This is a genomic window from Pandoraea sp. PE-S2T-3, from assembly GCF_002179965.1.
In the GTDB taxonomy this organism is placed as follows: Bacteria; Pseudomonadota; Gammaproteobacteria; order Burkholderiales; family Burkholderiaceae; genus Pandoraea.
In genome coordinates, this window is sequence record NZ_NGUQ01000015.1 from 400,581 (window position 1) to 426,043 (window position 25,463).

The 25,463-nt window shown below is 63.3% G+C and carries 24 protein-coding genes; 11 read left to right on the forward strand and 13 right to left on the reverse strand.

Going from position 1 to position 25,463, the window contains the following annotated elements:
• Positions 1-35: 35 nt before the first annotated feature.
• From CDV46_RS14030 to CDV46_RS14040, 3 genes are read right to left on the reverse strand one after another with little or no spacing between them, the layout of a single operon-like run.
• The gene (locus CDV46_RS14030; RefSeq protein WP_087723085.1) at positions 36-986 is read right to left on the reverse strand and encodes a glycerophosphodiester phosphodiesterase; all 951 of its coding nucleotides are present in this window, start codon (positions 984-986) and stop codon (positions 36-38) included.
• 13 nt (positions 987-999) lie between these two features.
• Positions 1,000-2,574 carry a hypothetical protein gene (locus CDV46_RS14035; RefSeq protein ID WP_087723087.1) on the reverse strand — a complete coding sequence of 525 codons (1,575 nt, stop codon included), beginning with the start codon at positions 2,572-2,574 and terminating at the stop codon, positions 1,000-1,002.
• A gap of 2 nt (positions 2,575-2,576) precedes the next feature.
• On the reverse strand, positions 2,577-3,458 hold the full coding sequence (locus CDV46_RS14040) for a hypothetical protein (protein WP_087723089.1): 882 nt from the start codon (positions 3,456-3,458) through the stop codon (positions 2,577-2,579).
• Between the two features lie 433 nt (positions 3,459-3,891).
• Here CDV46_RS14040 and CDV46_RS14045 point away from each other — a divergent pair, with 433 nt between their 5' ends.
• From CDV46_RS14045 to CDV46_RS14055, 3 genes are all read left to right on the forward strand, one after another.
• The gene (locus CDV46_RS14045; RefSeq protein ID WP_087688336.1) at positions 3,892-5,280 is read left to right on the forward strand and encodes a caspase family protein; all 1,389 of its coding nucleotides are present in this window, start codon (positions 3,892-3,894) and stop codon (positions 5,278-5,280) included.
• A gap of 190 nt (positions 5,281-5,470) precedes the next feature.
• Complete coding sequence (locus CDV46_RS14050; protein ID WP_176399082.1) at positions 5,471-6,124, forward strand: DsbA family oxidoreductase; 654 nt, start codon at positions 5,471-5,473, stop codon at positions 6,122-6,124.
• A 6-nt stretch (positions 6,125-6,130) separates the two neighbouring features.
• Positions 6,131-7,555, forward strand: a complete 1,425-nt coding sequence (locus CDV46_RS14055; protein WP_087723093.1) for an MFS transporter — start codon at positions 6,131-6,133, stop codon at positions 7,553-7,555.
• Between the two features lie 40 nt (positions 7,556-7,595).
• Here CDV46_RS14055 and CDV46_RS14060 read toward each other — a convergent pair whose 3' ends face one another.
• Positions 7,596-8,234 (reverse strand): DJ-1/PfpI family protein, encoded by a 639-nt coding sequence (locus CDV46_RS14060; RefSeq protein ID WP_087723095.1) that lies wholly within the window; start codon positions 8,232-8,234, stop codon positions 7,596-7,598.
• 115 nt (positions 8,235-8,349) lie between these two features.
• Between CDV46_RS14060 and CDV46_RS14065 the strand changes: the two genes are divergently transcribed.
• On the forward strand, positions 8,350-9,681 hold the full coding sequence (locus CDV46_RS14065) for an aminotransferase-like domain-containing protein (RefSeq protein WP_087723097.1): 1,332 nt from the start codon (positions 8,350-8,352) through the stop codon (positions 9,679-9,681).
• Positions 9,682-9,730: 49 nt separating this feature from the next.
• Here CDV46_RS14065 and CDV46_RS14070 read toward each other — a convergent pair whose 3' ends face one another.
• Positions 9,731-10,492 (reverse strand): YdcF family protein, encoded by a 762-nt coding sequence (locus CDV46_RS14070; protein WP_087723099.1) that lies wholly within the window; start codon positions 10,490-10,492, stop codon positions 9,731-9,733.
• Between the two features lie 188 nt (positions 10,493-10,680).
• Between CDV46_RS14070 and CDV46_RS14075 the strand changes: the two genes are divergently transcribed.
• Positions 10,681-11,037: a VOC family protein gene (locus tag CDV46_RS14075; RefSeq protein WP_087723101.1), complete on the forward strand. Its 357-nt coding sequence runs from the start codon at positions 10,681-10,683 to the stop codon at positions 11,035-11,037.
• Here the strand turns inward: CDV46_RS14075 and CDV46_RS14080 are convergent.
• Entirely contained in the window at positions 10,988-11,557 is a 570-nt protein-coding gene (locus CDV46_RS14080) for a lipocalin-like domain-containing protein (protein ID WP_087723103.1), read from the reverse strand. The two genes, CDV46_RS14075 and CDV46_RS14080, sit on opposite strands and share 50 nt — an antisense overlap.
• A 130-nt stretch (positions 11,558-11,687) precedes the next feature.
• On the opposite strand from CDV46_RS14080, the gene CDV46_RS14085 reads away from it, so the two are divergent.
• Positions 11,688-12,563 carry a LysR substrate-binding domain-containing protein gene (locus tag CDV46_RS14085; protein WP_087723105.1) on the forward strand — a complete coding sequence of 292 codons (876 nt, stop codon included), beginning with the start codon at positions 11,688-11,690 and terminating at the stop codon, positions 12,561-12,563.
• Between the two features lie 21 nt (positions 12,564-12,584).
• Here the strand turns inward: CDV46_RS14085 and glmS are convergent, their stop codons facing one another.
• Positions 12,585-14,414, reverse strand: a complete 1,830-nt coding sequence (gene glmS, locus CDV46_RS14090) for a glutamine--fructose-6-phosphate transaminase (isomerizing) (RefSeq protein WP_087723107.1) — start codon at positions 14,412-14,414, stop codon at positions 12,585-12,587.
• A gap of 155 nt (positions 14,415-14,569) precedes the next feature.
• Here glmS and CDV46_RS14095 point away from each other — a divergent pair, with 155 nt between their 5' ends.
• The 4 genes from CDV46_RS14095 (at position 14,570) to CDV46_RS14110 (ending at position 18,471) form a co-directional block, all read left to right on the forward strand.
• On the forward strand, positions 14,570-15,058 hold the full coding sequence (locus CDV46_RS14095) for an Lrp/AsnC family transcriptional regulator (RefSeq protein ID WP_087723109.1): 489 nt from the start codon (positions 14,570-14,572) through the stop codon (positions 15,056-15,058).
• Between the two features lie 117 nt (positions 15,059-15,175).
• A complete protein-coding gene (locus tag CDV46_RS14100) occupies positions 15,176-15,931 on the forward strand; it encodes a DeoR/GlpR family DNA-binding transcription regulator (protein ID WP_087723111.1) in 756 nt (251 codons plus the stop codon).
• An 82-nt stretch (positions 15,932-16,013) separates the two neighbouring features.
• Positions 16,014-16,985 carry a glycerophosphodiester phosphodiesterase family protein gene (locus CDV46_RS14105; protein ID WP_254916052.1) on the forward strand — a complete coding sequence of 324 codons (972 nt, stop codon included), beginning with the start codon at positions 16,014-16,016 and terminating at the stop codon, positions 16,983-16,985.
• 238 nt (positions 16,986-17,223) lie between these two features.
• A complete protein-coding gene (locus CDV46_RS14110) occupies positions 17,224-18,471 on the forward strand; it encodes a porin (protein WP_087723113.1) in 1,248 nt (415 codons plus the stop codon).
• 85 nt (positions 18,472-18,556) lie between these two features.
• Here CDV46_RS14110 and CDV46_RS14115 read toward each other — a convergent pair whose 3' ends face one another.
• From CDV46_RS14115 to leuC, 6 genes are all read right to left on the reverse strand, one after another.
• Positions 18,557-19,447 (reverse strand): AraC family transcriptional regulator, encoded by an 891-nt coding sequence (locus CDV46_RS14115; protein ID WP_064675104.1) that lies wholly within the window; start codon positions 19,445-19,447, stop codon positions 18,557-18,559.
• A gap of 251 nt (positions 19,448-19,698) precedes the next feature.
• On the reverse strand, positions 19,699-20,007 hold the full coding sequence (locus tag CDV46_RS14120) for a DUF4148 domain-containing protein (RefSeq protein WP_170935971.1): 309 nt from the start codon (positions 20,005-20,007) through the stop codon (positions 19,699-19,701).
• 255 nt (positions 20,008-20,262) lie between these two features.
• The gene (locus CDV46_RS14125) at positions 20,263-20,760 is read right to left on the reverse strand and encodes an Rrf2 family transcriptional regulator (protein ID WP_087688351.1); all 498 of its coding nucleotides are present in this window, start codon (positions 20,758-20,760) and stop codon (positions 20,263-20,265) included.
• 131 nt (positions 20,761-20,891) lie between these two features.
• A complete protein-coding gene (locus CDV46_RS14130; protein ID WP_087688352.1) occupies positions 20,892-22,232 on the reverse strand; it encodes a 2-hydroxycarboxylate transporter family protein in 1,341 nt (446 codons plus the stop codon).
• Positions 22,233-22,342: 110 nt separating this feature from the next.
• Complete coding sequence (gene leuD, locus CDV46_RS14135) at positions 22,343-22,990, reverse strand: 3-isopropylmalate dehydratase small subunit (RefSeq protein WP_087723115.1); 648 nt, start codon at positions 22,988-22,990, stop codon at positions 22,343-22,345.
• Complete coding sequence (gene leuC / locus CDV46_RS14140; protein WP_087723117.1) at positions 22,977-24,395, reverse strand: 3-isopropylmalate dehydratase large subunit; 1,419 nt, start codon at positions 24,393-24,395, stop codon at positions 22,977-22,979. The genes leuD and leuC overlap by 14 nt, the downstream gene beginning before the upstream one ends.
• A gap of 126 nt (positions 24,396-24,521) precedes the next feature.
• On the opposite strand from leuC, the gene CDV46_RS14145 reads away from it, so the two are divergent.
• A complete protein-coding gene (locus tag CDV46_RS14145) occupies positions 24,522-25,442 on the forward strand; it encodes a LysR family transcriptional regulator (RefSeq protein WP_087688355.1) in 921 nt (306 codons plus the stop codon).
• Positions 25,443-25,463 lie beyond the last annotated feature (21 nt).

Consider the following 25,463-nt stretch of genomic DNA (forward strand, 5'->3'; position numbering starts at 1 on the left):
CTAACGCATCCAGCCGGAGTCGGCATGACGCTGCACTAGCGCTGCCCGATCACCTGCGTCACACGGCGGCAAAATGCCTGTGCATCGCCATCGATCACCGCGCCACTGGGCAACTTGCCCGTGCGTGCCTTGGCATGACCGATGGCCTCCGCCAGCGCCTCGTCGCCCTGCACGGCATAGGCGAAGACGGCGAGCCGGGTATCGGCGGCGTCATCGAGCAGATACGGATTCGCGTCCATCGTGCGCGCGTCGACGTGCACGCCTGCGGGCAAACCCAGTTGCGCGACGAGGTGGTCCATCCATGCGCGATTGAGCACCGGCGCTTTCGAATGGCGCGCGACAAACTTCGTGAGCTTGTTCGATCCGGCCGCCTCGGCATTGCGTCCATCGAACACGATCAGCCCCATATAGCCCTGACGATCTGCCGTGCGGGCACAGCGCAGGTTCTGCAACAACCCGGACGTGAGGAACCAGTTGCCGTGCGGCACGCCCTGCTTCATTTGCGTGACCAGCCCCTGAATCGGCGTGCAGTTGCTGACCACCTCCTTGATCTCGGCGTTCAGCGTCTTGCCGGGAAAGGTGTTCGCGATGGCGAGCACATCGGCGAGGAACGGCGGCGGCTCGTTGGTCTGGCGGCCATTGAGCGTCATGCGCGCGTTGCGCCAATCCGCCTGCGTCAGTTGCGACACCGGTCGTGGCGCACCCGCCAACACCGAGCGTCCCGTCTGCAAGTCGTGATGCAGCACCCACGTGCCGTCGCTCAGTTGCTGCATGTCAGTCTCGACGCCGTCCCATGCGCCGGCATAACCGGTCTGCAAAGCCCGCGCCGAATTCTCGGGCGCGCTGGCCGAGCCGCGATGCGCATGAATCTGCATGCCCAGACACGAGGCAAACACCTGCGTGCTGAAGCCAATCGCGCCGATGCTGACGGCAAGCGCCGTCACGGCAGTGCGCCGCAAACGCGGCAAGGTGGAGAAGTTCGTCATGTCGCGTGCGTCCTTACATTGCCTTCTTCGAGGCGCTGACCTGCGGGTCGTAACCGTACTTGAAGCCCATCAGCACGTCTTGCCGAATGGCTTCGTTCAGCGGATAGCCGTAGCCCTGCCCGACCACCACGACATGTGCAATGTTGGTGAGCACGTGACCACCCGATGTGCCGCCGCTTGCCCACGCCATCATCTGATGGAACAGGTCGCTGCGCGTGATGACGTTCGACGAAAAGGAAAACGCAGCCCACACGCCGATCAACCCCGAGAGCAGCACCGCGAGCGTTGCACGCGAGGCGCGCTTGCTCAGCTTCCCGTCGGCAGCGGCGCGCGCGAGCATGACGCCCTTGGCCGAGAGGAACAGCAGCTTCGAGAAGTGACCGATGGCGCCCAGCAGCGAGAAGAACAGCGCCACCGCCGGCACGATGGCCGCACGCGTGGCGTCGAGGCCTTCCTTCGCCCACTTGCCGCCGTCCGCGTAATCGCTGGCGGGGGCATCGAGCTGCACCATCATCTTGCGCGTTTCTTCGTCGACCGCCTGCTCGAACAACTGCTCGAACGACGCCGCACTCGTGTAGCTCGCCTGCACCACGGCTGTCGCCGGCAGATGCATTTCTTCACGCAGCTTGTTCTGCACGCCCCGGCGCGCGACAAACGCCTCGTACGGCAAGCCCGGCGGAATCGTCTCGCCGCCGACCTCTACCGACTGCACGCGGCGTGCCGCCTGCTGGCGGTATTTCACCCCCACGGCACGATAGAAACTGACCATGTCGCCGGGATTCCAGTTCGACGGCAGCGCGGGCAGATCGCGCCGCACGCTCGCCGACACCTTGCCGCGCGCGTAGAACGGCACGGTCTCCGGCTGCCAGCCGCGACGGCTCAGGCGCGAGCGATAGTCGTTCCACGCGCGCTGTTGCTCCTTCAGCAGATCGGGGTCGCCATCTGAAATCACGGCGGCGTACTTGTTCCAGTCTTTGTGCAGTCGCTTCATGCCGTCGGTGTACTGGTCGTAATACGACTGCACACCGCCCATCTCTCGGCGCACTTTGTCGCGCACGAGCGTGGTCTTGACCGCACGCGTTTTCTCGTCAAGACGATCAACCGACACGGCCATCACCGGAAACAACGCGAGAAACGCCTTGCCCTCCGGGCGCGCGAAGCCCCCGTCGCCCACACCGAGGCCGTCCAGTTGCAGGCGGCCATCGACCAGCGAACGCTGCATCAGCACCGTGTTGGCCGCCGTGCGCCGAAACTGCGCGTCACGGGTATTGACGAGCACGTCGACCAGCGTCTTGATGGCGAGGAACACCACGACGATCGTCACCGCACACGCAATGACGATCGTGCGGTACGACGGCTTGCCCTGCCCGCCCTTGGCGCGGCGCGTGAGCATCAGTTGCAACACCACGAGCGCCGCCGCAATGCCCGAGAGCGTGCGGCCGAAGTACTCGATGTGATGCACGTCGTCGGGCGTCGCCGCCCCGCCGACCACATCGAGCAGGCGTCCATTGAAGCCGAGTTCGAAAATCAGATACACCACGGTGACGGCGATCAGAAAGGCCGTCTGCTTGAGCAAGGTAGTGCGCACGGTCAGTTCCGGAGGTCGACGCGAACAGGTTTGACTTCTTCAGTGGCGAACGAGAGCGTGTTCGACGCGACGGGGCCCGCAGGCGGCGCCGGAATCGTGCGGCCACCCGACGGCGCGTTGCTCGCGACAGCAGGCGCATTCGGTGCCTGCGCCGGTGCGGCCGGGACAGTCTTTTGACGGCGCTTCGGCGGGTTCGAGGCCGTCGCACGTGCGCCATTCGTGTTGGCGTTCTGCGGCGGCAGCGGTGCGAAGCGATTCGCGTCGGCCGGATCATCGATGGCCTTGAGCGATCCATCGGCGAACGGCTTGTGGCGGATGTCGACACCCGGCGGCACCGGAATGGCCGACTGAAGCAAGCGGCTGTCCATGTACGTGTGGCGCACGAGGCGGCCGTTGCCGGGAAAGTCGAACACGAGCGCACGGCCGTTGTCGACCAGATCGGCACGCGGACGATCCTGACAATTGCCGAAGGTCCAGCCGAGCACGTCGCTGCCCTGAATGGCATACAGCACGTACTTGAACGGGCAGTTGTTCTCTTGCGTTTCGAACACCACAACAGAGCGATCGCCGATCGTCTCCGATCGCACGAGCCGCGCGGTCATGGCGTTGCCCAATGGCAGCACGCGCATGTAGCGTTCGAGCTTAACGGTGTACTTGCCGTTGCTACGTCGCAACACACCTTCGGAGCCGTCGGCGAGCTTGAACGTGTCGACGGTCGTGCCGAAGACACTGGCCTCGTCGAACCCGTAAGTCATGTTGCCGTTTTGATTGCGGGTCACGGCGCAGCCGCCCAACCCGAGGGAAACCGCCATGGCGCCAATGGCCATGACGCGCGCACGCCGCATCGCGACGAGGGCGTGCCATCCGCCTGCAAGTCGTTTCATTCTTATTGTCTGGTCGTCTTTTTCTGTGTGCCAGATTCCCACGCAGTACGATGCAATTCGTTCAGAACCGTCGCAATCCGTCGTGTGAATCCTCCCCGGCAGGACGTCTGGCGCAGTGCCGTTACACGGCACGCTTCGGCATCCTGAGCGGCGCATTCTCGCACAAATGATCCTGCCGCAGCATGACGAAACAGGCAGGTCCGCGCCGTTGTCGTCCCGGGTTCGCCGCCGGTGATTAAGAGGTTCATTCTCTGCTATGCTCTGGCGCGCTCAAAAGTGACGCACGCGGGGCATCGTACCGGTGTCTCCGGCCAGCCACATCTGTCAGAAAGTACAGGTACCCGCGCACGCGGATGTGTGGTCGCATACCGGGCTTGTCTTACCTGATGGGCACCGCTGCCTCGTTCGTCATCCGCCATTTGCCACACACACCATGACGCCTGCCTCGCTACTCCGTTGGCTGTTCGCCCTCGTCTGCGCGATGACCGTCGCGACGGCGTCCAGCGCTGCGCCGCCAGCGGCCTCCGCCGCCACATCCGCACCCACACCCGCGCCCGCACGCAAGGTGGCGCTCGTCGTCGGCAACAGCGGCTATGACGGTGGCGACCGGCTGATCTCGCCCGCAGGCGACGCCAAGCTCATGGGCGAAGCGTTCCGGCAACTCGGGTTCGAAACGAAGATCGCGCAAGACCTGTCGCTGGAGGAGTTCAACGCGGCGACCGATTGGCTCACGCAGCGCGCGCGGGGCGCCCAGGTCGCGGTTCTCTATTACGCCGGGCACGGCTTCGAGGCGGGGGGCGACAATTTTCTCGTGCCCGTGCACACGGGCGTGCCGGTGTCGGCCATGACCCGCAAGCTGTTGCTTGAGCGTGCCTCGCGTCTGGCGGCCGTGCGCATGAAAGTGATGGCCTCGTCGCCCGCGTCGTTCATCGCACTGATCGATGCCTGCCGCGTGCCCTCGCGCGGCCCGACCGGCCCCGGGCTGAAGCCCGAGAAAGTCGGTCAGGGCGAATTGATCGCCTTCTCGACGGCCGATCAGGCGGCGGCCTACGACTCGATGCGCACGTTCGGCAAGGCCATCGACAACAGCCCGTTCGCCTACTATCTCGCCATGAACGTGAAGGCGCCGGGCGCCACCATCAAGCACGCGCTCGAACTCACGCAGCAGCAAGTGACCGAGATCACCGGCGGCCATCAGCGGCCGTGGATCGCCAGCGGCCTCATCGGCGACGTGCCACTCGCGGCGCAGTATCTGGTGGCATCCAACCCGGTGACGCCGCGCAACGCGCCACAGGCAGCCACCGTACGCGGTGCGCCCAACAGCGTTGGCGGTCCGTCGAACGACGGCACGCAAGCCCAACGCGCTAACGCGTGGGACGACGCCGAGTACCGCCTGAGCGTCGCGGCACAACGGGCCGACCGCAACGACATCGCCGCCTTGCGGGCGCGCAAATCTGATCCGGCGGCACTCACCACGCTGGGCATGATTTACGAGGAAGGCTACGGCGTGCCCGCCGATCGCAAGTCGGCCATGACGTACTACCGCCGCGCGGCGGGCATGGGCTATCCCATCGCGCAGACGCTGCTCGGCGAAGCCTATTTCGAGGGCAAGGTTGTGCAGCGCGACTACGCCGAAGCCGAGAAGTGGTTTGCGCGGGCGTCGTCGCAGGACTACACACGCGCCCGGCTCGACCTCGCCCATGTGCGCATGGTGCGCGGACAAGGCGCTGGCGGCGGCATGCAGAACTGGGCCGATGCGGCGTCGATCATGATCGACTCGCTCAAGCGCCAGCAGCAGCAACTGGTGCCGCCCAAGCCCTAGGGCATCCGTCTGGCTAGGCAGGACTGACGGGATGTTGTCCTGCATCACGCCGCGTTTCGCACCATGAACCGGCGTTATGAAACGCGGCACGTCCGGGCGCGATCAGGCGATTTGTGCGACGATTGCGATGTTGCGTCGCGCCAAGGCGACGCGTTTTTCATTGCACGCGCCGCCACGGCGCCGTCAGCCCATGCCAGCCACCCTCAACATCGACTTTGTCTCCGACGTCGCGTGCCCTTGGTGCGCCATCGGCCTTGCCTCCCTGAAGACCGCCCTCGGCCGTCTGGGCGACGAGGTCAACGTCGACCTGCACTTCAGCCCCTTTGAGCTGAACCCCGATATGCCCGTCGAAGGCGTGCCGCTTGCCGATTACATGTCGCGCAAGTACGGTCTCTCGCCCGAGCAACTCGCGCAGAATCAGGCCAACATCAGCGCCCGCGCGCAAGCAGAAGGCTTCCCGATGCGCATGGATCTGCGCACGCACGCCTACAACACGTTCGACGCGCATCGTCTGCTGCACTGGGCACAGACGGTCGATAACGACAAGCAACTCGCGCTCAAGGAAGCCTTGTTCCGCGCGTACTTCGTCGACGGCAAGCGCACGAGCGATCCGGAAGTGCTGATCGAAGCCGTCAGTCAGGCAGGACTGGATCCGGCGCGTGCCCGCGAAATTCTGTCCACGGACGAGTACGCCGAGCAAGTGCGTGCGCTGGAGCGTCACTATCAGAATCTCGGCATCAGTTCGGTGCCCGCGATCATCTTCAACAACCGCCATCTCGTGAGCGGCGGTCAGCCGCCGGAAGTCTTCGAACAGGCCATCCGCCAAATTCTGGCCGAGGGCTGATCCGTCATGTCATCGTTGCCCCCGACCGCCGACACCCCGGCGGCGAGCGCCTCCGCTGCTGCGAGTGTGACCCGCGCAACCCAGACGCACGAACCGCCGGCCAACGGCCGCGGTCTGGCCATGACGGCGATTTTGCTCGCCGTCTCACTGGCCAGCCTCGACACCGCCATTTGCAACACCGCACTGCCGCAGATGGCGATCGATCTGAACACCACGCCTTCGGCTTCCGTGTGGATCGTCAACGCCTATCAACTCGCGATGGTCGCCACGCTGCTGCCGTTCGCGTCACTCGGTGAGCGCGTCGGCCACAAGCGCGTGTTCATGGCGGGGGTGGCGGTCTTCCTGATCTCCTCGATACTGTGCGCGCTGTCGCCGTCGCTCGGCTTTCTCGCCGTGGCGCGATTGCTTCAAGGCGTGGGCGCGGCGGCCGTGATGAGCGTGAACATTGCGCTCATCCGGTTCCTGTATCCGCCGCATCAGTTGGGGCGCGGCGTCGGGTTGAACGCACTCATCGTCGGTATCTCGTTCGCCATCGGGCCGACCATTGCATCGCTCGTGCTCTCGGTGGGCAACTGGCCGTGGCTGTTCCTGATCAACGTGCCGACCGGCCTGCTCGCACTCGCCTTCGGGCGACGTAATCTGCCCGACACGCCGCGCAGCGAACACAAGCCCGACACGGTGGCTGCGCTGCTCAACGTCATGACGTTCGCGCTGCTGATCTTCGCGCTGGGGCAAAGTGCGCAACAGGCCGACTGGCGTCTGACGCTGGCGTGTTTCGTGGGTGCAGTGGTTTGTGGCTGGGCACTGATTCGCCGCGAACGAGGTCATCGCGCCCCCATGCTGCCGGTCGATTTGCTGCGTCTGCCCGCGTTCGCGCTGTCGACCGTGACCGCCATCTGTGCGTTTGCGACGCAGGGCCTCGGGCTCGTTTCGCTGCCGTTCTACTTCGAGAATGTGTTGCATCGCAGCCCGATCGAGACCGGCTTTCTGATGACACCGTGGCCGTTCTTCGTGGCGGCGATTGCGCCGGTCGCTGGACGCTTGTCGGACCGTTATCCCGCCGGCATGCTGGGCGCCATCGGTCTTGGCATGCTGAGTATCGGCATGACCTTGCTGGCCGTGATGCCCGCGCATGCCGAGGTCTGGGACATCAGTTGGCGCATGGCGTTGTGCGGTCTGGGTTTCGGTTTCTTCCAGTCGCCGAATCTGAAGGCGTTCATGCATAGCGCACCGCCCGAGCGCAGTGGCGGCGCGAGCGGCATGGTCGGCACGTCGCGCCTGCTCGGTCAGGCCACGGGGGCGGCACTGGTCGCGCTGGCATTCGGACTCGTCGGCACGCATGGCTCCACGCTCGCGCTCGCATGGGGTGCCGCGTTCTCCGCTGCGGGATGTATCGCGAGCGGCCTGCGGCTGGTGCGCCGGGCAACCTGAACTGCCCCAGCGCAAACGGCACTCCCCTGACGCGCGCGGCTCACACGCCGACGAGCGCCGCCTCGGGAGTGTCGTGAAGATACGGCGAAATATTTGCCATCGCGCGCGTCACGTATTCGACCTTCTCGCCGACTGGCGCCACGTAGTGCATGGCGCTGCGCGCCGCTTCGAAACCTTCCAGACGCGCGATCATCCACGCCGCCAAATATTGTGAGGCGAGACATCCGCCAGCAGTCGCCACATTGCCTTTCGCCATGAACGGCTGATCGAGCACCGGCACACCAGCCTCTTGCACCCACGGCTTCGTCGTGAGATCGGTGCACGCGGCGACCCCATTCAACAACCCCAGCTTGGCAAGGACCAGCGTGCCCGAGCACTGCGCGCCAATCAACTGACGCGCCGGGTCGAGACGCAGCCGCGACATCAACGCGGCATCGGCCACCACGTCGCGGGTCAGCAAGCCGCTGCCGACCAGCACAGCATCGGCTTCGCAAGCCTCTTCCAGCGACGCCTGCGCTTCCATCACCACGCCGTTCATCGACCGTACCTTGCCGGTCGGGCACGCGATCGACACGCGCCAGCCGGGGCGTTTGACCCGGTTGAGAATGCCGAGCGCGATCAGCGAGTCAAGTTCGTTGAAACCTTCAAAAGTCAGAATGGCAATGTGCGTGGAGCGCATGGGGGGCCTCGTGGGTTGCGGCGTTGTATTGCGGCGTTGTATTGCGGCGTTGTATTGCGGCATCGTAGAGCCGATAATCATGACAATCAAATAATTGTCATGGATACACTTCCCCATGCCGCAGGCACGCTACAAGCAGTTGGTCGACCGACTGGCCGACGACATCAGGACACAACGGCTGCGCCCGGGCACGCGCCTGCCGACCCACCGCGAACTCGCGGCGCGTGAAGGGCTCGGGCTCGTCACGGCGACACGCGTCTACGCGGAGTTGCAGGCGATGGGGCTGGTGAGTGGAGAAACCGGCCGCGGCACTTTCGTGCGAGAGGCGCTGCCCAGCGCCCAAGGCAGCTATCTGTACGGATGGAGTACGGAGCGCGTCGATCTGACCTTCAACGCGCCGACCTTGCCGGAACAGGCGGGACTGTTACGCACGGCACTGCGTCAGTTGGCGGCGGGCGGCGATCTGGAGGCGCTGCTGCGATATCAGCCGCACGGCGGACGTGAGCACGAACGGGAGATCGTGGCGCGTCACGTGCAACGTCGGGGACTGACGGTATCGCCGGAATCCGTGTTGATCGTGAGCGGCGGTCAGCACGGGTTGGCAACAACGGCGATGGCGTTGCTTGAGCCCGGTGATGTCGTCGCCGTAGACGCGCTCACCTATCCCGGCTTCAAGTTAGCCGCCGAAGCCTGCCGGCTGGAGCTTGCGCCCATTCCGGCGGCCGGCCATGGGCCAGATCTCGACGCACTGGCCGCGCTGTGCCGGCAACGCCGCGTGCGCGCGGTGTACACCATGCCGACCTTGCACAACCCGCTGGGCTGGGTGATGAGCGCGACGCGGCGTCGCGAGCTGGTCGCCATCGCACGTCAGCACGGCTTGTTCCTGATCGAAGATGCGGCGTACGCGTATCTCGCGGAAGATGCGCCGCCTCCGTTGGCCGCGCTCGCGCCGGAGCGGACGGTCTACGTTTCGAGTTTCTCCAAGAGTGTGGCGACGGGCCTGCGCGTCGGCTTTCTCTGCGCACCGCCGGAATGGGTGCCGAAGCTCGAACGTGCGATTCGCGCGACGACATGGAACACCCCGGCGATGATGACGACGATTGCCTGCGGGTGGGTCGAAGACGGCACGGTGGAACGAATGGAAGCCGAGAAGCGACGCGACGCCACGATGCGTCAGGCACTCGCAGCCGACCTGTTAGATGGACTCACGCGCATCGGCCACCCGGCGTCGTACTTCGTCTGGCTTCCCCTGCCGAACGAGGTACGGGCCGACGCGATCACCCATGCGTTGATGCAGGAGAACATCGCTGTGTCGACCGCCGAGCCGTTCGCAACATCGCCGCAGGTGCCGCACGCGATTCGGTTGGCCCTTGGCTCCGTTGCAATTCCCGCCTTATCGCAGGCCCTGCAAACAGTGGCCCGGGTGATTGCGGATCAGACGTATTGATGTGAGTGGCAGGCGATGCGCATCGAGTGCTGTACAACGCCGCCTGAAATCACGCCTGCCCCGGCAACGTTCTCTCCGGGTTCCAGCCGAGTGCGTTGTAGGCGTGATAGCGAGCGATGCCGATGTATTCATGCAGCGCGAGGTCGGTGACGGTGAAGTTGTAAGCGAGCGGCAACAGGGACGGCTGGGCCTGCAAATAGTCGCCGCGCACCAGCGTTGCCGCGACACCGAAGTGCGAGAAGTAGAGTGCGCCGCGTTGCAGGTGAAAGCCTGACGACACGATCACCACACGATCCGCGCCGTGCGCTTTCAGGATGCCCGATGTGAACTCGGCGTTCTGCCATGTGTTCATGCTCTTCGGCTCTTGCTTGATATCGCCAACGGGGATGCCCATGCGGACGAGGGTCGTCTGATAGACAGCCGCTTCCGATTCGCCGGTCTTTCTGGCGTCGCCGCCGCTGACGATAATCATGCAATTCGGCTTGGCTTGCCGACAGGCTTGGTATTGCTCGACCGTCTCGACAAAGCGGGCATACGAAAATGCGCCCGGCTCTACGCCATCGGCCCCGGCAACGCGCTGCGTTCCGGCGCCCAACAGAACGATCACATTACGGTCGCCCCATGCAATGGCCGGCTTGGCGGCGTCGCGCGATTGCAGCTCGCCGAGCATCCATTGCGGCACCCAGCCGCAGCCCACGGCGAAAAACAGTACCGCGCACACGGTGAATAACGTGATGCTGGTACGGCGCCACTTGAGGCGCCCTAGAAGGCAGGCAATGGCAGCGATTACAATCAGTACGGCCAACGACATACAACTCCTTGATCTGGGAAGCGTTCCGGCAACGCAATAGTCAATACACCATCGAAATGAAACCGGGATGAATTCCGGGCAGTTGCCGACACGTCCCATGTTGGACGTCGTGTCGAACGCTTGCCCCCCGCCGTCATGGAAATGGGTGATCACCCCGCAAACACCGAGTCATTCACAAGAGGATCGACATGAGCATTCGAGGCAAGGACCGACAGATCGACAACATCGAGTTCAATGTCAGCGACATTGCGCGAAGCAAGACCTTCTACGGCGACGTTTTCGGCTGGACATTCACCGACTACGGCCCGGCTTATACCGAATTCACGGATGGCCGGCTGACCGGCGGCTTCACGACGGGGGAAGCGGTGCGCCCGGGTGGCCCGTTGATCATTCTGTATGCGGACGATCTCGTTGAAACGCAGCGGCGCATTGAAGCGGCAGGTGCCAGAGTCAGCCGCCCGGTGTTCGAGTTTCCGGGCGGCCGCCGCTTCCATTTCATTGACCCGGACGGCTACGAGCTTGCGGTGTGGACGGCGACGGCATAGGAAGATCGAGGCGTTGCCAGACGGAAATGGGGACGTCTCCATTCGGGCGCGGCGTCACGCGGTAGCTCAGTTCTCGGCCGTTTAACGCATAGCTTCGCGTCTGCTGCTCCCCCTCCCAGTTGGGAAACGAAGCGTTCTGAATGTGAAAGGTCAGTGTCCCCGCAGCCGGGTCGATGCTGAGTGTGCCGAAGTGCGTGCTGGCCCCCATGACGGCCGCTTTGTACTCGACCGGCGTCGCGACGCCTTTGTCGCCTGACGCAAATTTCGGTCGCTCCGATTTGAAAATTTGCAGCGAGTAGCGACCTTCGTTGTCGATAACGAGCAAGCCCTTGGGCGCGGCCCCGTAGTCACTGGTTCGCGTGCCGTCGGGATGCTGGACATCTGCGGCGACCAACGTCCAAGTCCCGGCGAGCGGATTTCGGGTGGCCGACGCGTCCGCTTGCACGACACTCGTCACCCCCGCGCAGGCGGCAAAAACCGCGCTCAGGATGCCGCGCTTAAAAATCATCTGACCATTCATACCGTGCGTTCCTCCGTGATGGCATTCGAAATTTCGCGCGCGTCGCAACGACACGCTGCCATCGATAGTAGAGATATGAAAGTTCAGTGGATGCGATAATTCGGCATCGACCATTCAGAATAACTGAATCATGTCATTGCCCAACCTCGATATGGACGCGTTGCGGACGTTCCTCGCTACGCAACAACTTGGCAGCCTGAATCGCGCTGCCGAACGCATAGGCCGCTCGCAATCGGCCGTCAGCCAGCAGATGCGCAAGCTTGAAGAGCAGGTCGGCATGCCGCTGTTTCGCCGACTTGGGCGAGGACTGGCGCTGACAGAGTCTGGTGAGTTGGTTCTGTCCTATGCGCATCGCATTCTGGATCTGAATGACGAAGTCGTACGGGCGGTGCGTGGCGCGTCGATCGAGGGCGTGGTGCGGTTCGGCTTGCCGGGCGATTTCGCTGAGAGTTGGCTTCCGAAGGCGCTGGGACAGTTCAAGAAGACCCATCCGGGGGTACGGGTGGAAGTCGCGGTGGAACGCAATGGCGTGTTGCTTGAGCGTCTTGACCGAGGCGAGCTCGATCTTGTGCTTGCGATGGGTTACGAGCGTCGTGCCGATGCGGAGCACTTGGCGACGCTGCCGATGACATGGATCGGACCGGTCGATGCCGATGTGGTCCTGAGTCCGGGTATGCCGCTGGATTTGGCGCTTTACCATCCGCCATGCTTCTTCCGCCGAGCCGGCATCAGCGCACTCGATAGTGCGAATATTTCGTGGCGACTGGCCTATTCGACAGCCAGTCTCCAGAGCCTCTGGTCTGGGGTCGCGGCAGGGTTGGGCATCACATTGCGAACGGCGGCAGGACTACCGCCCACGCTAAGACGACTCGGGGAGAAAGACGGCCTCCCTCCCCTGCCTTCGGTCGAACTCTGCCTGCACACTGCGTCTGCGGAGATGCCGCCAGCGCTCGCGCAACTGAAGCGAGCGATTGTCGAGAATGCGGCGGCGAATCTTATTGCATAGCCTTGAACAAGGCTCGCCCCTTCACTCCACCGTCACCGACTTCGCCAGATTCCTCGGCTTGTCGACATCTGTCCCGCGCGCCAATGCGGCGTGAAACGCGAGCAACTGCATCGGAATCGTGTGGAGAATCGGCGACAGCATGCCGTAGTGCTCGGTCAGTCGAATCACATCCAGATCGGGCCCCGGTGTAATACCGCAGTCCAAATCCGAGAACACATACAGTTTGCCGTTGCGGGCGCTCACCTCGTGCATGTTCGACTTCAACTTCTCCAGCAACCGATCGTTCGGCGCCACCGCCACCACCGGCATCTGATCGCTGACCAACGCCAGTGGGCCGTGCTTCAACTCCCCTGCGGCGTAGGCTTCCGCATGGATGTACGAAATCTCCTTCATCTTCAACGCGCCCTCCATCGCGACCGGATAGTGCATGCCGCGTCCGAGGAAGAGAATGTCCTGCCGCCGTGTGAGTTGCTCTGCCCAAGCGATGATCAGCGGCTCCAGTGCCAACACCTTGCTCATGGCATCCGGCAAATGGCGAAGCGCTTTCAAATGATGCTGCTCATCCTCTTCCGACAAGCGTTTCCTCGCTTGCGCCAGCGTCAACGCGAGCAAGAACAGCGCCACCAACTGCGTCGTGAACGCCTTCGTCGATGCCACACCGATCTCCACCCCGGCTCGCGTGAAGAACGTCAATTCACACTCACGCGCCAACGCGCTCGTTGCCACGTTACATATCGCCAACGTGTTCGTCATGCCCAAACGTTTCGCGACATGCACGGCGCCCAGCACGTCCGCCGTCTCCCCGCTCTGTGACACCGCTACCACCAGCGTGTTCGGATTCGGCACGCTTTCGCGATAGCGATACTCGCTGGCAATCTCCACGCTCACCGGCACCTGCGCGAGACTCTCGATCCAGTACTTCGCCGTCAACGCCGCATGGAAACTGCCGCCACATGCGAGCAACAACACCGACTCAACCTTGTTGAACACCCGCCACGCGTTGTCGCCAAACAGCTCCGGCATGATCGCCGTAACGTCCTGCAACGTGTCGGCGACCGCACGCGGTTGCTCGAAAATCTCCTTCTGCATGTAGTAGCGATACGGCCCCAGATCCGCCGCACCGCTATGCGCCGCCACCGTATTGACCGCACGCTCCGCGCGCTGCCCCGCCGCGTCGACGATCCAGTAGCGATGTAATTGCACGTCCACGACATCGCCGTCTTCGAGATACACGATCTGATCGGTCACGTTCGCCAGTGCAATCGCATCGGACGCGAGGAAATTCTCTCCCTCGCCCACACCAACGATCAACGGCATGCCATCGCGTGCGCCCACGATGCGATGCGGCTCGTCCCGGCAGATGACGGCGATGGCGTAGCTGCCGCGCAAGCGGGACACCGCGTCCTTGACCGCATCGAACAGATCGCCGTTGTACAAATGGTCGATCAAGTGCGCGATGACCTCGCTGTCCGTCTGACTCGTGAACACGTAACCCTGCTGCTCCAGCATGGCGTGCAGCGCTTCGTGGTTCTCGATGATGCCGTTGTGTGAGAGCGCAATGCGCGCAGCGTCTTCGCGCGGGGAAAAGTGCGGATGCGCGTTCTCGGTCACCGGCTTGCCATGTGTCGCCCAACGGGTGTGAGCGATGCCCGTGTACCCCGTCAGTGCGTCGCGCGTCACGGCTTCCTGCAAGTTGGCGACACGCTCGACACTGCGAGCGCGCACCAGTTGCGCATCGTTGTAGAGCGCCACGCCACACGAGTCATAACCTCGATACTCCAGCCGCTTCAGGCCGTCGATCAGGTTCGGCACGATATCCCGCTGCGCAACGGCACCGATAATTCCACACATGACGCTTCTCCGTGAATGCTGTTCAAAAGAACCAGTGAAGCGATGGTAGAGTCGATGAAATGAAATTAACGATCAAAAATCGACTGCTCATGAAATAAAATAACGATAATTCAATAGGTTGAAATATTATTTCATAAAAATTTCCCGGAGGCCTCATGGCGGGCGTATTTCTGGATGACCTTGATCTGCGGATCCTGCGGGCGCTGCAAGAGGATTCATCGATCACCAATCTCGAACTGGCCTCACGCGTGCATGCGTCGGCTCCCACGTGCCTGCGCCGCGTGCGTGCGCTCAAGGAAAGCGGCGTCATCCAGCGCGAGATTGCCGTGCTTGATCGGGCGAAGCTCGGCCCGACGCTCACCGCTGTCGTTGAAGTGAGCCTCGACCGGCAAACGGCGGAAGACTTCGATACGTTCGAAACATTCATCTGCGCCGAGCCCGCGGTCACCCAGTGCTACCGCGTCTCACCGGGGCCTGACTTCGTGGTGGTCGCTGAAGTCGCAGACATGCCCGAATACGACGAACTGGCGCGACGGCTCTTCAAAAGCTCGACCAACATTCGCAACGTGCGCACGTTCTTCTCCACACGCCGAGCCAAGTTCGAGGCGAATGCACCCATTCGGCTGACAGCAGAGCGCCAATGAACCTGTCTCACCGGGTAGAAATGTTCATTTGAACATTTCACTCCGTCATTTGAATGTCATGCATCGCTGTCAAGCTGGCGCCCATTCCAGAACGAATGCGTCAGCTACGCCAGCCCGATGGACCTTTCCGACCGCCAGACCCGCATCGTTTCGCTCTTTCGCCAGCATGGCGAAATGAGTGTCGATGCGCTCGCCGAGCACTTCGGCGTCGCCACGCAAACGATTCGCCGCGACGTGAACACGCTTTGCGATGCCAACGTACTGCGCCGCTATCACGGTGGCGCGCGGCTGCTCACACCGGGGCCGAATCAACCGTACGAAGTGCGGCGCGTGCGCAACCTCGAAGGCAAGATCCGCATCGGGCTTGCCGCTGCCGACCGAATTCCCGACGGCGCCACCGTCCTGCTCGGCATCGGTACCACGCCAGAGCAAGTCGCCGTCGCCCTCGTGCATCGCAAGCGCCTGACTGTCATTACCAATAACTTGCGCGCCGCGCTGGTGCTGGCGGCAAACCCCGAACATCGCGTCATCGTGCCCGGCGGCGAACTGCGCTCGCCCAACCCCGAAATTCTGGGCGATGAGGCCAACCGGTTGTTTCGCGCCTATCGCGCCGACATCGGCGTGTACAGCGTAGGCGGCATCGACGATGACGGCGCACTCCTCGATTACGACCGTCAGGAAGCCGCCTCGCGCGAAGCCCTGCGCGAAGCGAGCCGTTACCGGATTCTCGTGGCCGACGCGTACAAGTTCACGCGCAAGCCCAACGTGCGCGGCGGGCAACTCGATGAGCAAGACCTCGTCATCACCGACGCGCCCCTGCCCGCCCCGCTATGCGATCGCGTGCAGCAAACGCCCGAAATTCAGGTCGTCTGACCCGCCGACCATGGTCACCCCGCTAACATCGTTCACCTCTAATCGTTCACCGCTAATCGTTCACCTCTACGAGACCGCCCCCATGCCTGCCGCTTCGTCCATGTCGACCATGCCGTCACTTTCGCGCATTACCGCTGGCGCGCTGCTCGCGCTCACCTGCACCGTCGGCGCGCTGATGCCGTCCGCCGCACAAGCCGCGCCGCTGATCGTCGCGCATCGCGGCGGCACCGGCGACACCCCCGAGAACACCGTGCAAGCCTTCACGAACGCCTTGCAGAACGGTGCGCAGGCGTTGTGGATGACCGTGCAGGTCACGCGCGACGGGGTGCCCGTGATGTACCGTCCGGCCGATCTCTCGGCCCTGACCGATGGCAAGGGCAAGCTGGCCGATCTCGATTACGCCGACGTGCGCAAGCTCAACGCCGGCTACAGCTTCTCGCGTAAGGGTGCCGACGGACAGACCGTGTACCCGTATCGCGATCATTCGCTGCCGATTCCGACGCTGCGTGAGGCGCTCGCTGCCGCACCAGCCAACGTGCCGGTGCTGCTCGACATGAAGCAGACGCCTGCCGCGCCGCTCGTCGAAGCCGTGATCAAGGTGCTGGACGAGACCAACGCCTGGTCGCGCGTGCGCCTGTATTCCACCGAAGCGGAAGCCACCGACCGCATGCGTGCGCGCCGTCCGCAGGCCCAGTTGTTCGAATCGCGCGACGCGACACGTAACCGTCTCGTGGCCGCCGCGCTTGGCGGTCAGTGCGTGACGCCGCCGGCACCGGGCACGTGGGCCGGTATCGAATTCCATCGTCAGGTCGAAGTCATCGAGCGCTTCACGCTCGGCGAAGGCATCTCCAAAGTTGTCGCGAATTGGTGGACACCGGCCGCCGTGCAGTGCTTCAAATCGCAGGGCAACGTGCATCTCGTCGCCTTCGGTGTAGAAACCCCGCAAGACTACGAAGCCGCCTCGCAACTGGGCTTCGACGCCGTCATGACCGATTCGCCGTCGCGCTTGCGCGCCGCCCTCGCCCAACCGCAGGCGGCGACCCCGGCGAAATAACGCAACAGAGCATCGCAACAAAGCAACGCTGCATCAAACCCAGGCTGCGCGCGAACACACTTCGCGCGTAGCCACAGAGGACAGGAACCTGAACACGGACTGACATCGAGACATCCCGCAACGGACATTTCTTCGTCATATTTTTAGGATTCCTAATTTTATCCACGGCAAATCGACTCGGGGAACGACAACCCGTGCGACGCGTCGTGCCAATACCGCCACGCTAGGAAATGCACCCATGAAGGCTTACTCTCGCTCCCTCCTCGCCCGCGCCGTCGCGTTGGCTATCGGCTGCGGCGCTGCGTCGCTCGCCCCGCTCGCGCATGCGCAATCGAACGTCACGCTTTACGGTATCGTCGACGGCGGCATCGGTTATGCCAGCAACGTCGCCTCCGTGACGAAAGCCGGCGCCGCTGGCCGTCCGGCCGTCATGAGTGGCGCGTCCAACACGGCGTTCCAGAGCGGCACGTGGCAGGGTAGCCGCTGGGGCCTGCAAGGCACAGAAGATCTCGGAGGCGGCCTGAAAGCGCTGTTCCGCCTTGAGAACGGCTTCAGCCTCGCCAACGGCACCGCCAGCCAGAACGGCGCCGAGTTCGGCCGCCACGCGTATGTCGGCTTGCAGGACCAGAAGCTTGGCACGATCACCATCGGCCGCCAGTACGATCCGCTGATCGACCTCGTCGGCTCCGTGGGCGGCACCGCGCTACTCTCCGGCGTAGCGGCACACCCGGGCGACGTCGATAACCTCGACCACAGCTCGCGCGTGAACAACAGCGTGAAGTACCGCTCGCCGACGTGGGCCGGTTTCACGTTCGGTGCCATGTACGGCTTCGGCGGTCAGGCGGGCACGATGGGGCGTCAGAACACATGGGGGCTGGCTGGCCAGTATGCAGGCGGCCCGCTCGTGTGGGGCTTGGCGTACTCACATGCCAACAACGACAAGGCGAGCGCCACCGACACCACTATCGGCAGTTGGGCAGGTTCGTCAGAATCGGCATTCGGCTCGTCGATCAACGCCGGTTACGCCAGTGCCAAGTCGCGCGACATCATCGCCACGGCCATGACGTATCAGATCGGCAACAACACCACCTTGGGCGCGAACTACAGCCACACGGAGTATTCGCCCGGCGCCTACTCTCGCTTCACGCGCACGGCGAAGTTCGACACGGTTGGCGTACTCGCGATGTATCGCTTCACCAATGCCTTCCGTCTGGGCGGCGGCTACAGCTTCACCAACGTGAATGCGCCGGCGGCCAACGCTTCGGGTGCGAAGTACCACCAGTTCAATCTGGCGGCGTTCTACAACCTGTCGAAGCGCACCGAGTTGTATGCACTGGTGGGTTATCAGAAGGCTTCCGGCGCGACGCTCGATGCGTTCGGCAACGTGATCGACGCCACCGCCTCCGTGGGCGATGCCGCCAACGGCATGTCGTCGGCCACCAACTCGCAGACGATCGTGCGTCTGGGCGTCAGCCACGTGTTCTAAGCAGGGTCAGCAGTATCGGCCATTCGCCAATGCGTCAGCGCAGGCGCGAATGGCCTACGGCATCGTCGCTGGTCATCCCCGTCGCTCAGGCGGCCTGCGCAGGCAATGGCGGCACCAGCGTCACGCGCGGGGGCGGCAACATCGTGACGGCGTGCATTTGCGCGCGCAGCCAGTCGCGGGGGCTTGCACCGGTTTTACGGCGGAACGCACGCGCCAGTGCCGAGGCGCTGTCGTAGCCGACCTCATCGGCGACGCGCGCGATGGGTTGTCCGTCGCGCAGGCGTTTCTGGGCGAGTCCGATGCGCCAGTCGAGCAGGTAGTCGGCGGGCGATTGCCCGATGACTTCACGGAACTGGGCGGCGAAGTTTGCGCGGGACATGTTGGCGGTGTTGGCCAGCGACTCCACCGTCCACGCGTCACCGGGCTGGTGGTGAATGACGTGCAGCGCGCGGGCCAGTCGCGGGTCGGCCAGACCGGCAAGCATGCCGCGATTGACGATGCGTTTTTCCAGCACGTGGCGCAGGAGTTGAATCACCAGCAATTCGAACAGCCGATCCATCACGGCAAGCCTGCCGCACTGCGAGCCGAACGCTTCGGCGAACAGCCAGTTCAGCGTGAGATCGAGTGTGGAGAGCGACTGCGTGGGCAGCACGAGGTATTCCGGCAGCGCGGCGACCAGCGGATTATTGTGTCCGCCGTCGAACGAGAGAGAGCCGCACACGAGTTCGGTGCGATCGCCTTCGCCAGAGAGCAGTTGGTGGTGATTACGGCGGGGAAAGAAGATCAGCGAGGGTTCGACGATGTCTTGGCGGGTGCCGTCTTCCAGCACGAGGGCGACTTCGCCGGTTCGCAGCAGGTGCATGTGGCCGCCGTCGTGCGAGTCGATGCCGTAGCTGGCAACGCCACACAGGCCGCCGCTGTGAAACACACCGGCGCGAACGCCGAAATTCGAAATAAGCGTAGAGAGCCGATCCATGGCGCACTCATCATGAAGACCCGGTGCGCCGATTATGGAGGATTTGGCCGCCCCTTGCTCGTCACCCCTGCAAAGCGAAAACCATCAAGCCGACGCCGATGGTTTCGTTCGAAAGAGACGGGGAAATGAAGAGGACCGACCGGAGCCCCTTCCCTAGGCCAGTTGAAATTGCCTGAGCAGCGGGAAGGGGCTTCGGTCGGTCCTGCGGTAAAGCGCGTCTGGGCGTCAGCCCAGCGCCAGCCAAGACACCATTAAGCGCGGTTGTCGCCGACCGTGGCGGCCGTACCGATTTGCGAGCGAACTTGCGCGCGCGACAGCCCGGCGGACGTGCGTTGTTGCAGCAGCGAGGGGTAAGTTTCCAGCGATTGGTCGAGTTGACCCGAAGCGCGGGCTTGACGCAGTTCTTCGCGGACTTGCGCACGGGTCATGCCTTGCGGGGCGGCTTGTGCGACGGTTTGCGAATCGCCGGTATAGGCCGTTTGGGTTTCTCCGGCGAAGGCCGAAGCAGAGACGAGCGTTGCGGTAGCAACCAGAGCAGCAGCAAAGAGGCGGGTATTCATGGTGAAACTCCTGTCGATTGGCATCTGAAGCCATGTTTTTTCCAGTCGTACCGAAGAGGTTTGGTTTCTCTTGGAACGGTGTGACTGGGCACGACTCAAGATTAGGGAAATCGAGGCGGAATTTCGCGGCTGGCCGTCTGCAAGATGCGACCAATCGTCCAAATCAAACGATAGCCATTGGGCGTGGCTATGACGGCGATAGATGCCGTCGATGGAAAGGGGGGAATAACCGCAATCCGGCGGTCGTGGAAACGCTCAACTACCGCGTTTTGTGGCGCGATTCACCTTGATTTCGCTCACGGGAATCGCGGCTGCGACCACGGCGTCGCCGAGCAGCCGCCGCAGCGCGTCGGGTTTGTTGACCAAATCGGCCAGCGTGTAGCGATCGAGCACGGCGAAGTAGGCCCGCAATGCGTCGCCCAGCACCCCTTTCAGGTTACATGCCGACGTAATCACACACGCGTTATCGCCCTGATGAAAGCACTCCACCAGTGCAAAATCCGGCTCCATCGCGCGCACCACTTCGCCAAGTCCGATACGCTCCGGCGCCCGCCCCAGACGGATTCCGCCCGCACGCCCGCGCACCGTATGCAAAAAGCCCAGTTGCCCGAGCTTTTGCACGATCTTCACGAGGTGATTCTTGGGAATGTCGAAGGCGTCCGCCACCGCCTGCACGTGCACCAGCTCGTCGGGATGTACCGCAACGTAGATGAGCGTGCGCAGGCTGTAATCGGTGTAGTCGGTCAGTCGCATGACAGTGGGGACAAGGGCGCCGCGAAGGCACAGGCGGCTAGACCGGCCGCCGCAAAAGAGGTTGCGGGGCAGTTTAACATGGCCCCGCAATACATCTTATGCCCCTCTGATGCCCCACTACCCTGCTGCCGTCAGTGCAGGAACTTCATCAGAATCGTCGCCACCACGATCATCGCCGCCCCGCCGATACGCGTGGAAATCTGCGCGAACGGCATCAGCCCCATGCGGTTCGACGACGACAGGATTGCCACGTCCCCCGTGCCACCCAGACCACTGTGGCAAGCCGTAATGATCGCCGCTTCGACCGGATACATCTTGAGCCACAAGCCGACGAAAAAGCCCGACGCGATCATCGCCAGCACCGTCACCGTCACGATCACGAAATACGCCGGTGTGAAGGCAGCCACCAGCTTGTCCCAAGAGACGAACAGCGTGCCCAGACCGACCAGAATCGCAAACGTCAGGTTCGTCGACATGAACTTGTACATCTGATACGCGCCGCTCTCCATCGATGCCGGAATCGCTTTGCAGACTTTGAGCACCGCAGCCGCAACGATCATCAGCACCGGCCCCGGAATGCCCGTCACCGGCGCGAGCAGCGAGCCGAGGATGTACAGCGTGCAGCCGAGCAGCAACCCCGCGCCCATCAGGCGAAGATCGAGCGACGTGTCCTCCTTTTGCAGCTTGAGCAACTCAAGATCGTCGCCCGTGCGCACCAGCATGCCGTCGCCACTGTATTTCGTATAACGCTCGCCAAACCGGTTCAGTACGCCGCTGGCGAGAATCGCCACCACGTTGCCGATCAGCGCCGCCGGTACCAGCGTGGCAACCAGATGCGCCTGCGACTCGCCGAGAATTTCCGAATACCCGATGGACAGCGGCAACACGCCTTCGCCAATGCCACCGCCGAGAATCGGCACGACGATGTAGAAGAACGTGTGCTTGGGGTCATACCCGAAGCAAAGCCCCACCAGCATGCCCGCTGCCACCGCCGTGATCGTGCCCACGAACAACGGCACGAACATCTTCAGGAAGCCCTGAATCAGCACCCGGCGATTCATGCCGAGAATGCTGCCCGCCACCAGACACGCGATGTAGAGGTATTGCAGGTTCGCCGTCTTCATCGTCGTCGTGATGGCCTTCAGCGACGCGTCGTCCATCAGCTTGTAGCCCAGCAACGCCGACGGCACGAACAGACACAGAATCGCCGAGCCGCCGATCACGCGCAGCACGGGAATACGCCGGCCAAGTTCGCCGAGCGCGGCACCCGCCAGCATCAGCACGGCAAAGCCGCCGATCATGTCGTTCGGCAAGCGGTTGGTCATGGCGGCCAGCACCACGACGACGGCAATCGCCACGAACATCGGCAGCGGCAATCCGCCGATCGAAAATTGGGTCAACGCAGACAGACGGCCTGTGGGCTTGTCTTGTCCGTTCGGGTTCGCGCCAAGTTGCGCGGATGGCATCTCCATGGGGTGTCTCCTTGAGAGGAAGCGTCAAATCGATTCGTTTGACGTGTTATGCCGCCGCCCCGCCGGACTGTGCCGGCTTCAAGGCGAACGGGGTTTAAGCGACTTCGTGCTTACTTCGATGCCGCCGCGCGTTGCTGCGCCGGCAAATCGATCGACATCCACGGATGACGTGCCTGATGACGCGCCTCGAAGGCATCGATGGACGCACGCTCCGCGAGCGTCATGCCGATCATGTCGAGCCCTTCGACGAACATGCGCTTCTGCCGCGCCGGCATCTCGAAACCGAAACGCTCGCCGGTGGCCGTGAGTACGGCTTGCTGCTGCACGTCGATCGTGAGCAGGCTGTGACGCGGGTCGCTGACGATGGCATTGAGCCGTGCCACCTCGGCAGGCGGCAACGTCACCAGCAGCAGCCGGTTGTTCTGCGCATTGAAGTAGAAAATCTCGCCGAAACTCGGCGCGATCACGGCGTCGATACCTGCCTGCATCAGCCCCCACACGGCGTGCTCACGGCTCGATCCGCAGCCGAAGTTCGCGCCGGCAATCAGGACGCGCGCGCCGCGATACTCAGGCCGATTCAGCACGAAGTCCGGTCGCAGCTCGCCCTGCGGCGTCATGCGCAAGTCGTAGAGCACACCGCGCGCCAGCCCCGCCTTGTCGATGCCGAGCAGAAACTGCTTCGGCATGATCTGATCGGTATCGAGATTTTCCAGCGGCAACGGTGCCGCGATCCCACTCAACAGGTCATGACTGGCCATAGCCAAACTCCTTGCGTACGTCGACGATTCGTCCGGCCAGCGCAGCGGCAGCGGCCATGGCGGGGCTCATCAGATGGGTGCGGGCTCCGCGCCCCTGACGGCCCTCGAAGTTGCGATTGGTCGTGGATGCACAGCGCTGCCCGGGGGCCAGCACGTCGTCGTTCATTGCGAGACACATTGAACAGCCCGGTTGCCGCCATTCGAAGCCCGCGTCGAGCAGCACCTGTGCGATGCCTTCCGCTTCCGCCTGATCGCGCACGCGTCCGGAGCCCGGCACCACCATCGCCCGTACCGACGACGCCACCTTGCGCCCACGCACCACCGATGCCACTTCGCGCAAGTCTTCGATACGTGCGTTGGTGCACGATCCGATGAACACGTGGTCGATCGCTACGCCATCGATCGGTTGCCCCGCCGTCAGCCCCATATAGGCGAGTGCCTTGGTGGCACTGGCATCCGTCAGGGCATCGGCAGACAACGCCGGAATGCACTCGCCGATCGCAATCGCCTGATCGGGACTGGTACCCCACGTTACGAACGGCGCCACGTGAGCGGCATCGAAAACGTGCTCGATATCGAACGCGGCGTCGTCGTCGGAGCGCAGTTCCCGCCACGCGTGCACCGCCGAGGCCAACGTGTCGGCATCCATGTCGCGAATGCGCGGAGCGACGTAGCTCACCGTGATGTCGTCCGGCGCAATGAGTGCCCCGCGTGCGCCCGCTTCCACGGTCATGTTGCACAACGTCATGCGTGCCTCTGCGCTCAGTGCGCCGATGGCCTCGCCGCAGTACTCCACGACGTAGCCCCGCGCGCCCTGTGCACCGATGCGCGCGATGATGTGCAGCACCAGATCCTTCGCTGTCGTGCCGCCCGGCAGTTGGCCGTCCACACGAATGCGCATGTCCTGCGCCACGCGATAGACCAGCGTCTGCGTCGCGAGCACGTGCTCCACTTCCGACGTGCCGATACCGAACCCCAGCGCACCCAAAGCGCCGTAAGTCGTCGTGTGACTATCGCCGCACAACACCACCATGCCCGGGCGAATCAACCCGATCTCGGGTGCCACCACGTGCTCGATGCCCTGCTCCCGATCCTGCACGTCGAACAGGTGAATGCCGTGTTTCTCGCAATTGCGTGTGAAGTTCGCGGCCTGATGCGACGCCGCCTCGATGGCGATCGTGCGGCGCGACGTGGCAACCGGATGCGTGGGAATCACGTGATCGACCACGCCCATTTGCTTCTGCGGGCAGCGCACGGGCAATTGCTTCTCGGCCAGCCCGGCAAATGCCTGCGGGCTGGTGTACTCGTTCATGATGTGCAGGTCGGCATACAGCGCGACGTGCTGCGCATCGATCGGGAAGACCGTGTGAGCGTCCACGATCTTGCGATACATCGTTTGCCCCATGGGGCCCTCCTTGCGGGTGTCTCCTGTCACGGGCAACGCCCATTGATCCAGTCCCGCCAGTTTAATTTCGCGATGTTCCGTGCATAATGCAGACTTATCTAAACCATTCTTAGATTTTTCTTAACAATGAACGCGATCGCCGATCTGGAATTCTTCGTGCGGCTGGTGCGCCACGGCAGCCTGTCGTCGCTGGCCCGCGATCTCGGCGTGACCCCGCCCGCTGTGAGCGCCCGCTTGGCGTTGCTGGAAAAACGGCTCGGTGTGCGGCTGCTCAACCGCACCACGCGACGTATCACGATGACCGAGGAAGGCGAGCGCTACCTGCGCGCGGGCTCATCGCTGCTCGAAGAGGTGCAGGAACTGGAGCGCATGGTGTCGAGCAGCCGCAACGTGCCGCAGGGGTTGCTCAAGGTGAATGCCACGTTCGGCTTCGGGCGGCGACACATCGTGCCGGCGCTCTCGGCGTTTCGGCAGCGCTATCCCGACGTGGAAGTGCAGTTGGAGTTGACCGACCGTCCGATGAACCTCGCCGAGTCGGCGTTCGATGTGGGCATTCGACTGGGCGAATTACCCGATTCCCGCCTCGTGGCGAAACGGCTGGCGCATAACGAACGCTTTGTGTGCGCGTCGCCAAGCTATCTGAACGGACGCACCCTGCCGCGCACACCGGAAGACCTGCGCCAGCATCTTTGCATCGTGCTGCGCGAAAACGACACGGCCTACGGCACATGGCATTTCAACAAGGGCAAGCGCCAGCAACCCGTGAAAGTGCACGGTGCGATGAGCAGCAACGACGGGGAGGCCACGTTGAAATGGGCGCTCGACGGGCACGGCGTGCTCATGCGCTCGGCATGGGAGGTGCAATCGTTCATCGATGACGGCCGACTCGTCCGGCTGTTGCCCGACTGGCACCTGCCCCCGGCGGATGTCTACGCGGTGTATCCCGAGCGACTTAACCTGTCGGCAAAAGTACGCGTGTTCGTCGACTTTCTGGAAGGACATATGCGGGATGCCGGCCACTGGGGCAGCTACCCGGCATCGGTGTGAACTCGGGTGTGATCTTCGGTA

Coding starts and splice junctions, on each gene's coding strand:
- CDV46_RS14030 (WP_087723085.1), bottom strand. CDS start 986: ATGACGAACTTCTCCACCTTGCCGCGTTTGCGGCGCACTGCCGTGACG.
- CDV46_RS14040 (WP_087723089.1), bottom strand. CDS start 3,458: ATGAAACGACTTGCAGGCGGATGGCACGCCCTCGTCGCGATGCGGCGT.
- CDV46_RS14045 (WP_087688336.1), top strand. CDS start 3,892: ATGACGCCTGCCTCGCTACTCCGTTGGCTGTTCGCCCTCGTCTGCGCG.
- CDV46_RS14050 (WP_176399082.1), top strand. CDS start 5,471: ATGCCAGCCACCCTCAACATCGACTTTGTCTCCGACGTCGCGTGCCCT.
- CDV46_RS14055 (WP_087723093.1), top strand. CDS start 6,131: ATGTCATCGTTGCCCCCGACCGCCGACACCCCGGCGGCGAGCGCCTCC.
- CDV46_RS14060 (WP_087723095.1), bottom strand. CDS start 8,234: ATGCGCTCCACGCACATTGCCATTCTGACTTTTGAAGGTTTCAACGAA.
- CDV46_RS14065 (WP_087723097.1), top strand. CDS start 8,350: ATGCCGCAGGCACGCTACAAGCAGTTGGTCGACCGACTGGCCGACGAC.
- CDV46_RS14070 (WP_087723099.1), bottom strand. CDS start 10,492: ATGTCGTTGGCCGTACTGATTGTAATCGCTGCCATTGCCTGCCTTCTA.
- CDV46_RS14075 (WP_087723101.1), top strand. CDS start 10,681: ATGAGCATTCGAGGCAAGGACCGACAGATCGACAACATCGAGTTCAAT.
- CDV46_RS14080 (WP_087723103.1), bottom strand. CDS start 11,557: ATGAATGGTCAGATGATTTTTAAGCGCGGCATCCTGAGCGCGGTTTTT.
- CDV46_RS14085 (WP_087723105.1), top strand. CDS start 11,688: ATGTCATTGCCCAACCTCGATATGGACGCGTTGCGGACGTTCCTCGCT.
- glmS (WP_087723107.1), bottom strand. CDS start 14,414: ATGTGTGGAATTATCGGTGCCGTTGCGCAGCGGGATATCGTGCCGAAC.
- CDV46_RS14095 (WP_087723109.1), top strand. CDS start 14,570: ATGGCGGGCGTATTTCTGGATGACCTTGATCTGCGGATCCTGCGGGCG.
- CDV46_RS14100 (WP_087723111.1), top strand. CDS start 15,176: ATGGACCTTTCCGACCGCCAGACCCGCATCGTTTCGCTCTTTCGCCAG.
- CDV46_RS14105 (WP_254916052.1), top strand. CDS start 16,014: ATGCCTGCCGCTTCGTCCATGTCGACCATGCCGTCACTTTCGCGCATT.
- CDV46_RS14110 (WP_087723113.1), top strand. CDS start 17,224: ATGAAGGCTTACTCTCGCTCCCTCCTCGCCCGCGCCGTCGCGTTGGCT.
- CDV46_RS14115 (WP_064675104.1), bottom strand. CDS start 19,447: ATGGATCGGCTCTCTACGCTTATTTCGAATTTCGGCGTTCGCGCCGGT.
- CDV46_RS14120 (WP_170935971.1), bottom strand. CDS start 20,007: ATGAATACCCGCCTCTTTGCTGCTGCTCTGGTTGCTACCGCAACGCTC.
- CDV46_RS14125 (WP_087688351.1), bottom strand. CDS start 20,760: ATGCGACTGACCGACTACACCGATTACAGCCTGCGCACGCTCATCTAC.
- CDV46_RS14130 (WP_087688352.1), bottom strand. CDS start 22,232: ATGGAGATGCCATCCGCGCAACTTGGCGCGAACCCGAACGGACAAGAC.
- leuD (WP_087723115.1), bottom strand. CDS start 22,990: ATGGCCAGTCATGACCTGTTGAGTGGGATCGCGGCACCGTTGCCGCTG.
- leuC (WP_087723117.1), bottom strand. CDS start 24,395: ATGGGGCAAACGATGTATCGCAAGATCGTGGACGCTCACACGGTCTTC.
- CDV46_RS14145 (WP_087688355.1), top strand. CDS start 24,522: ATGAACGCGATCGCCGATCTGGAATTCTTCGTGCGGCTGGTGCGCCAC.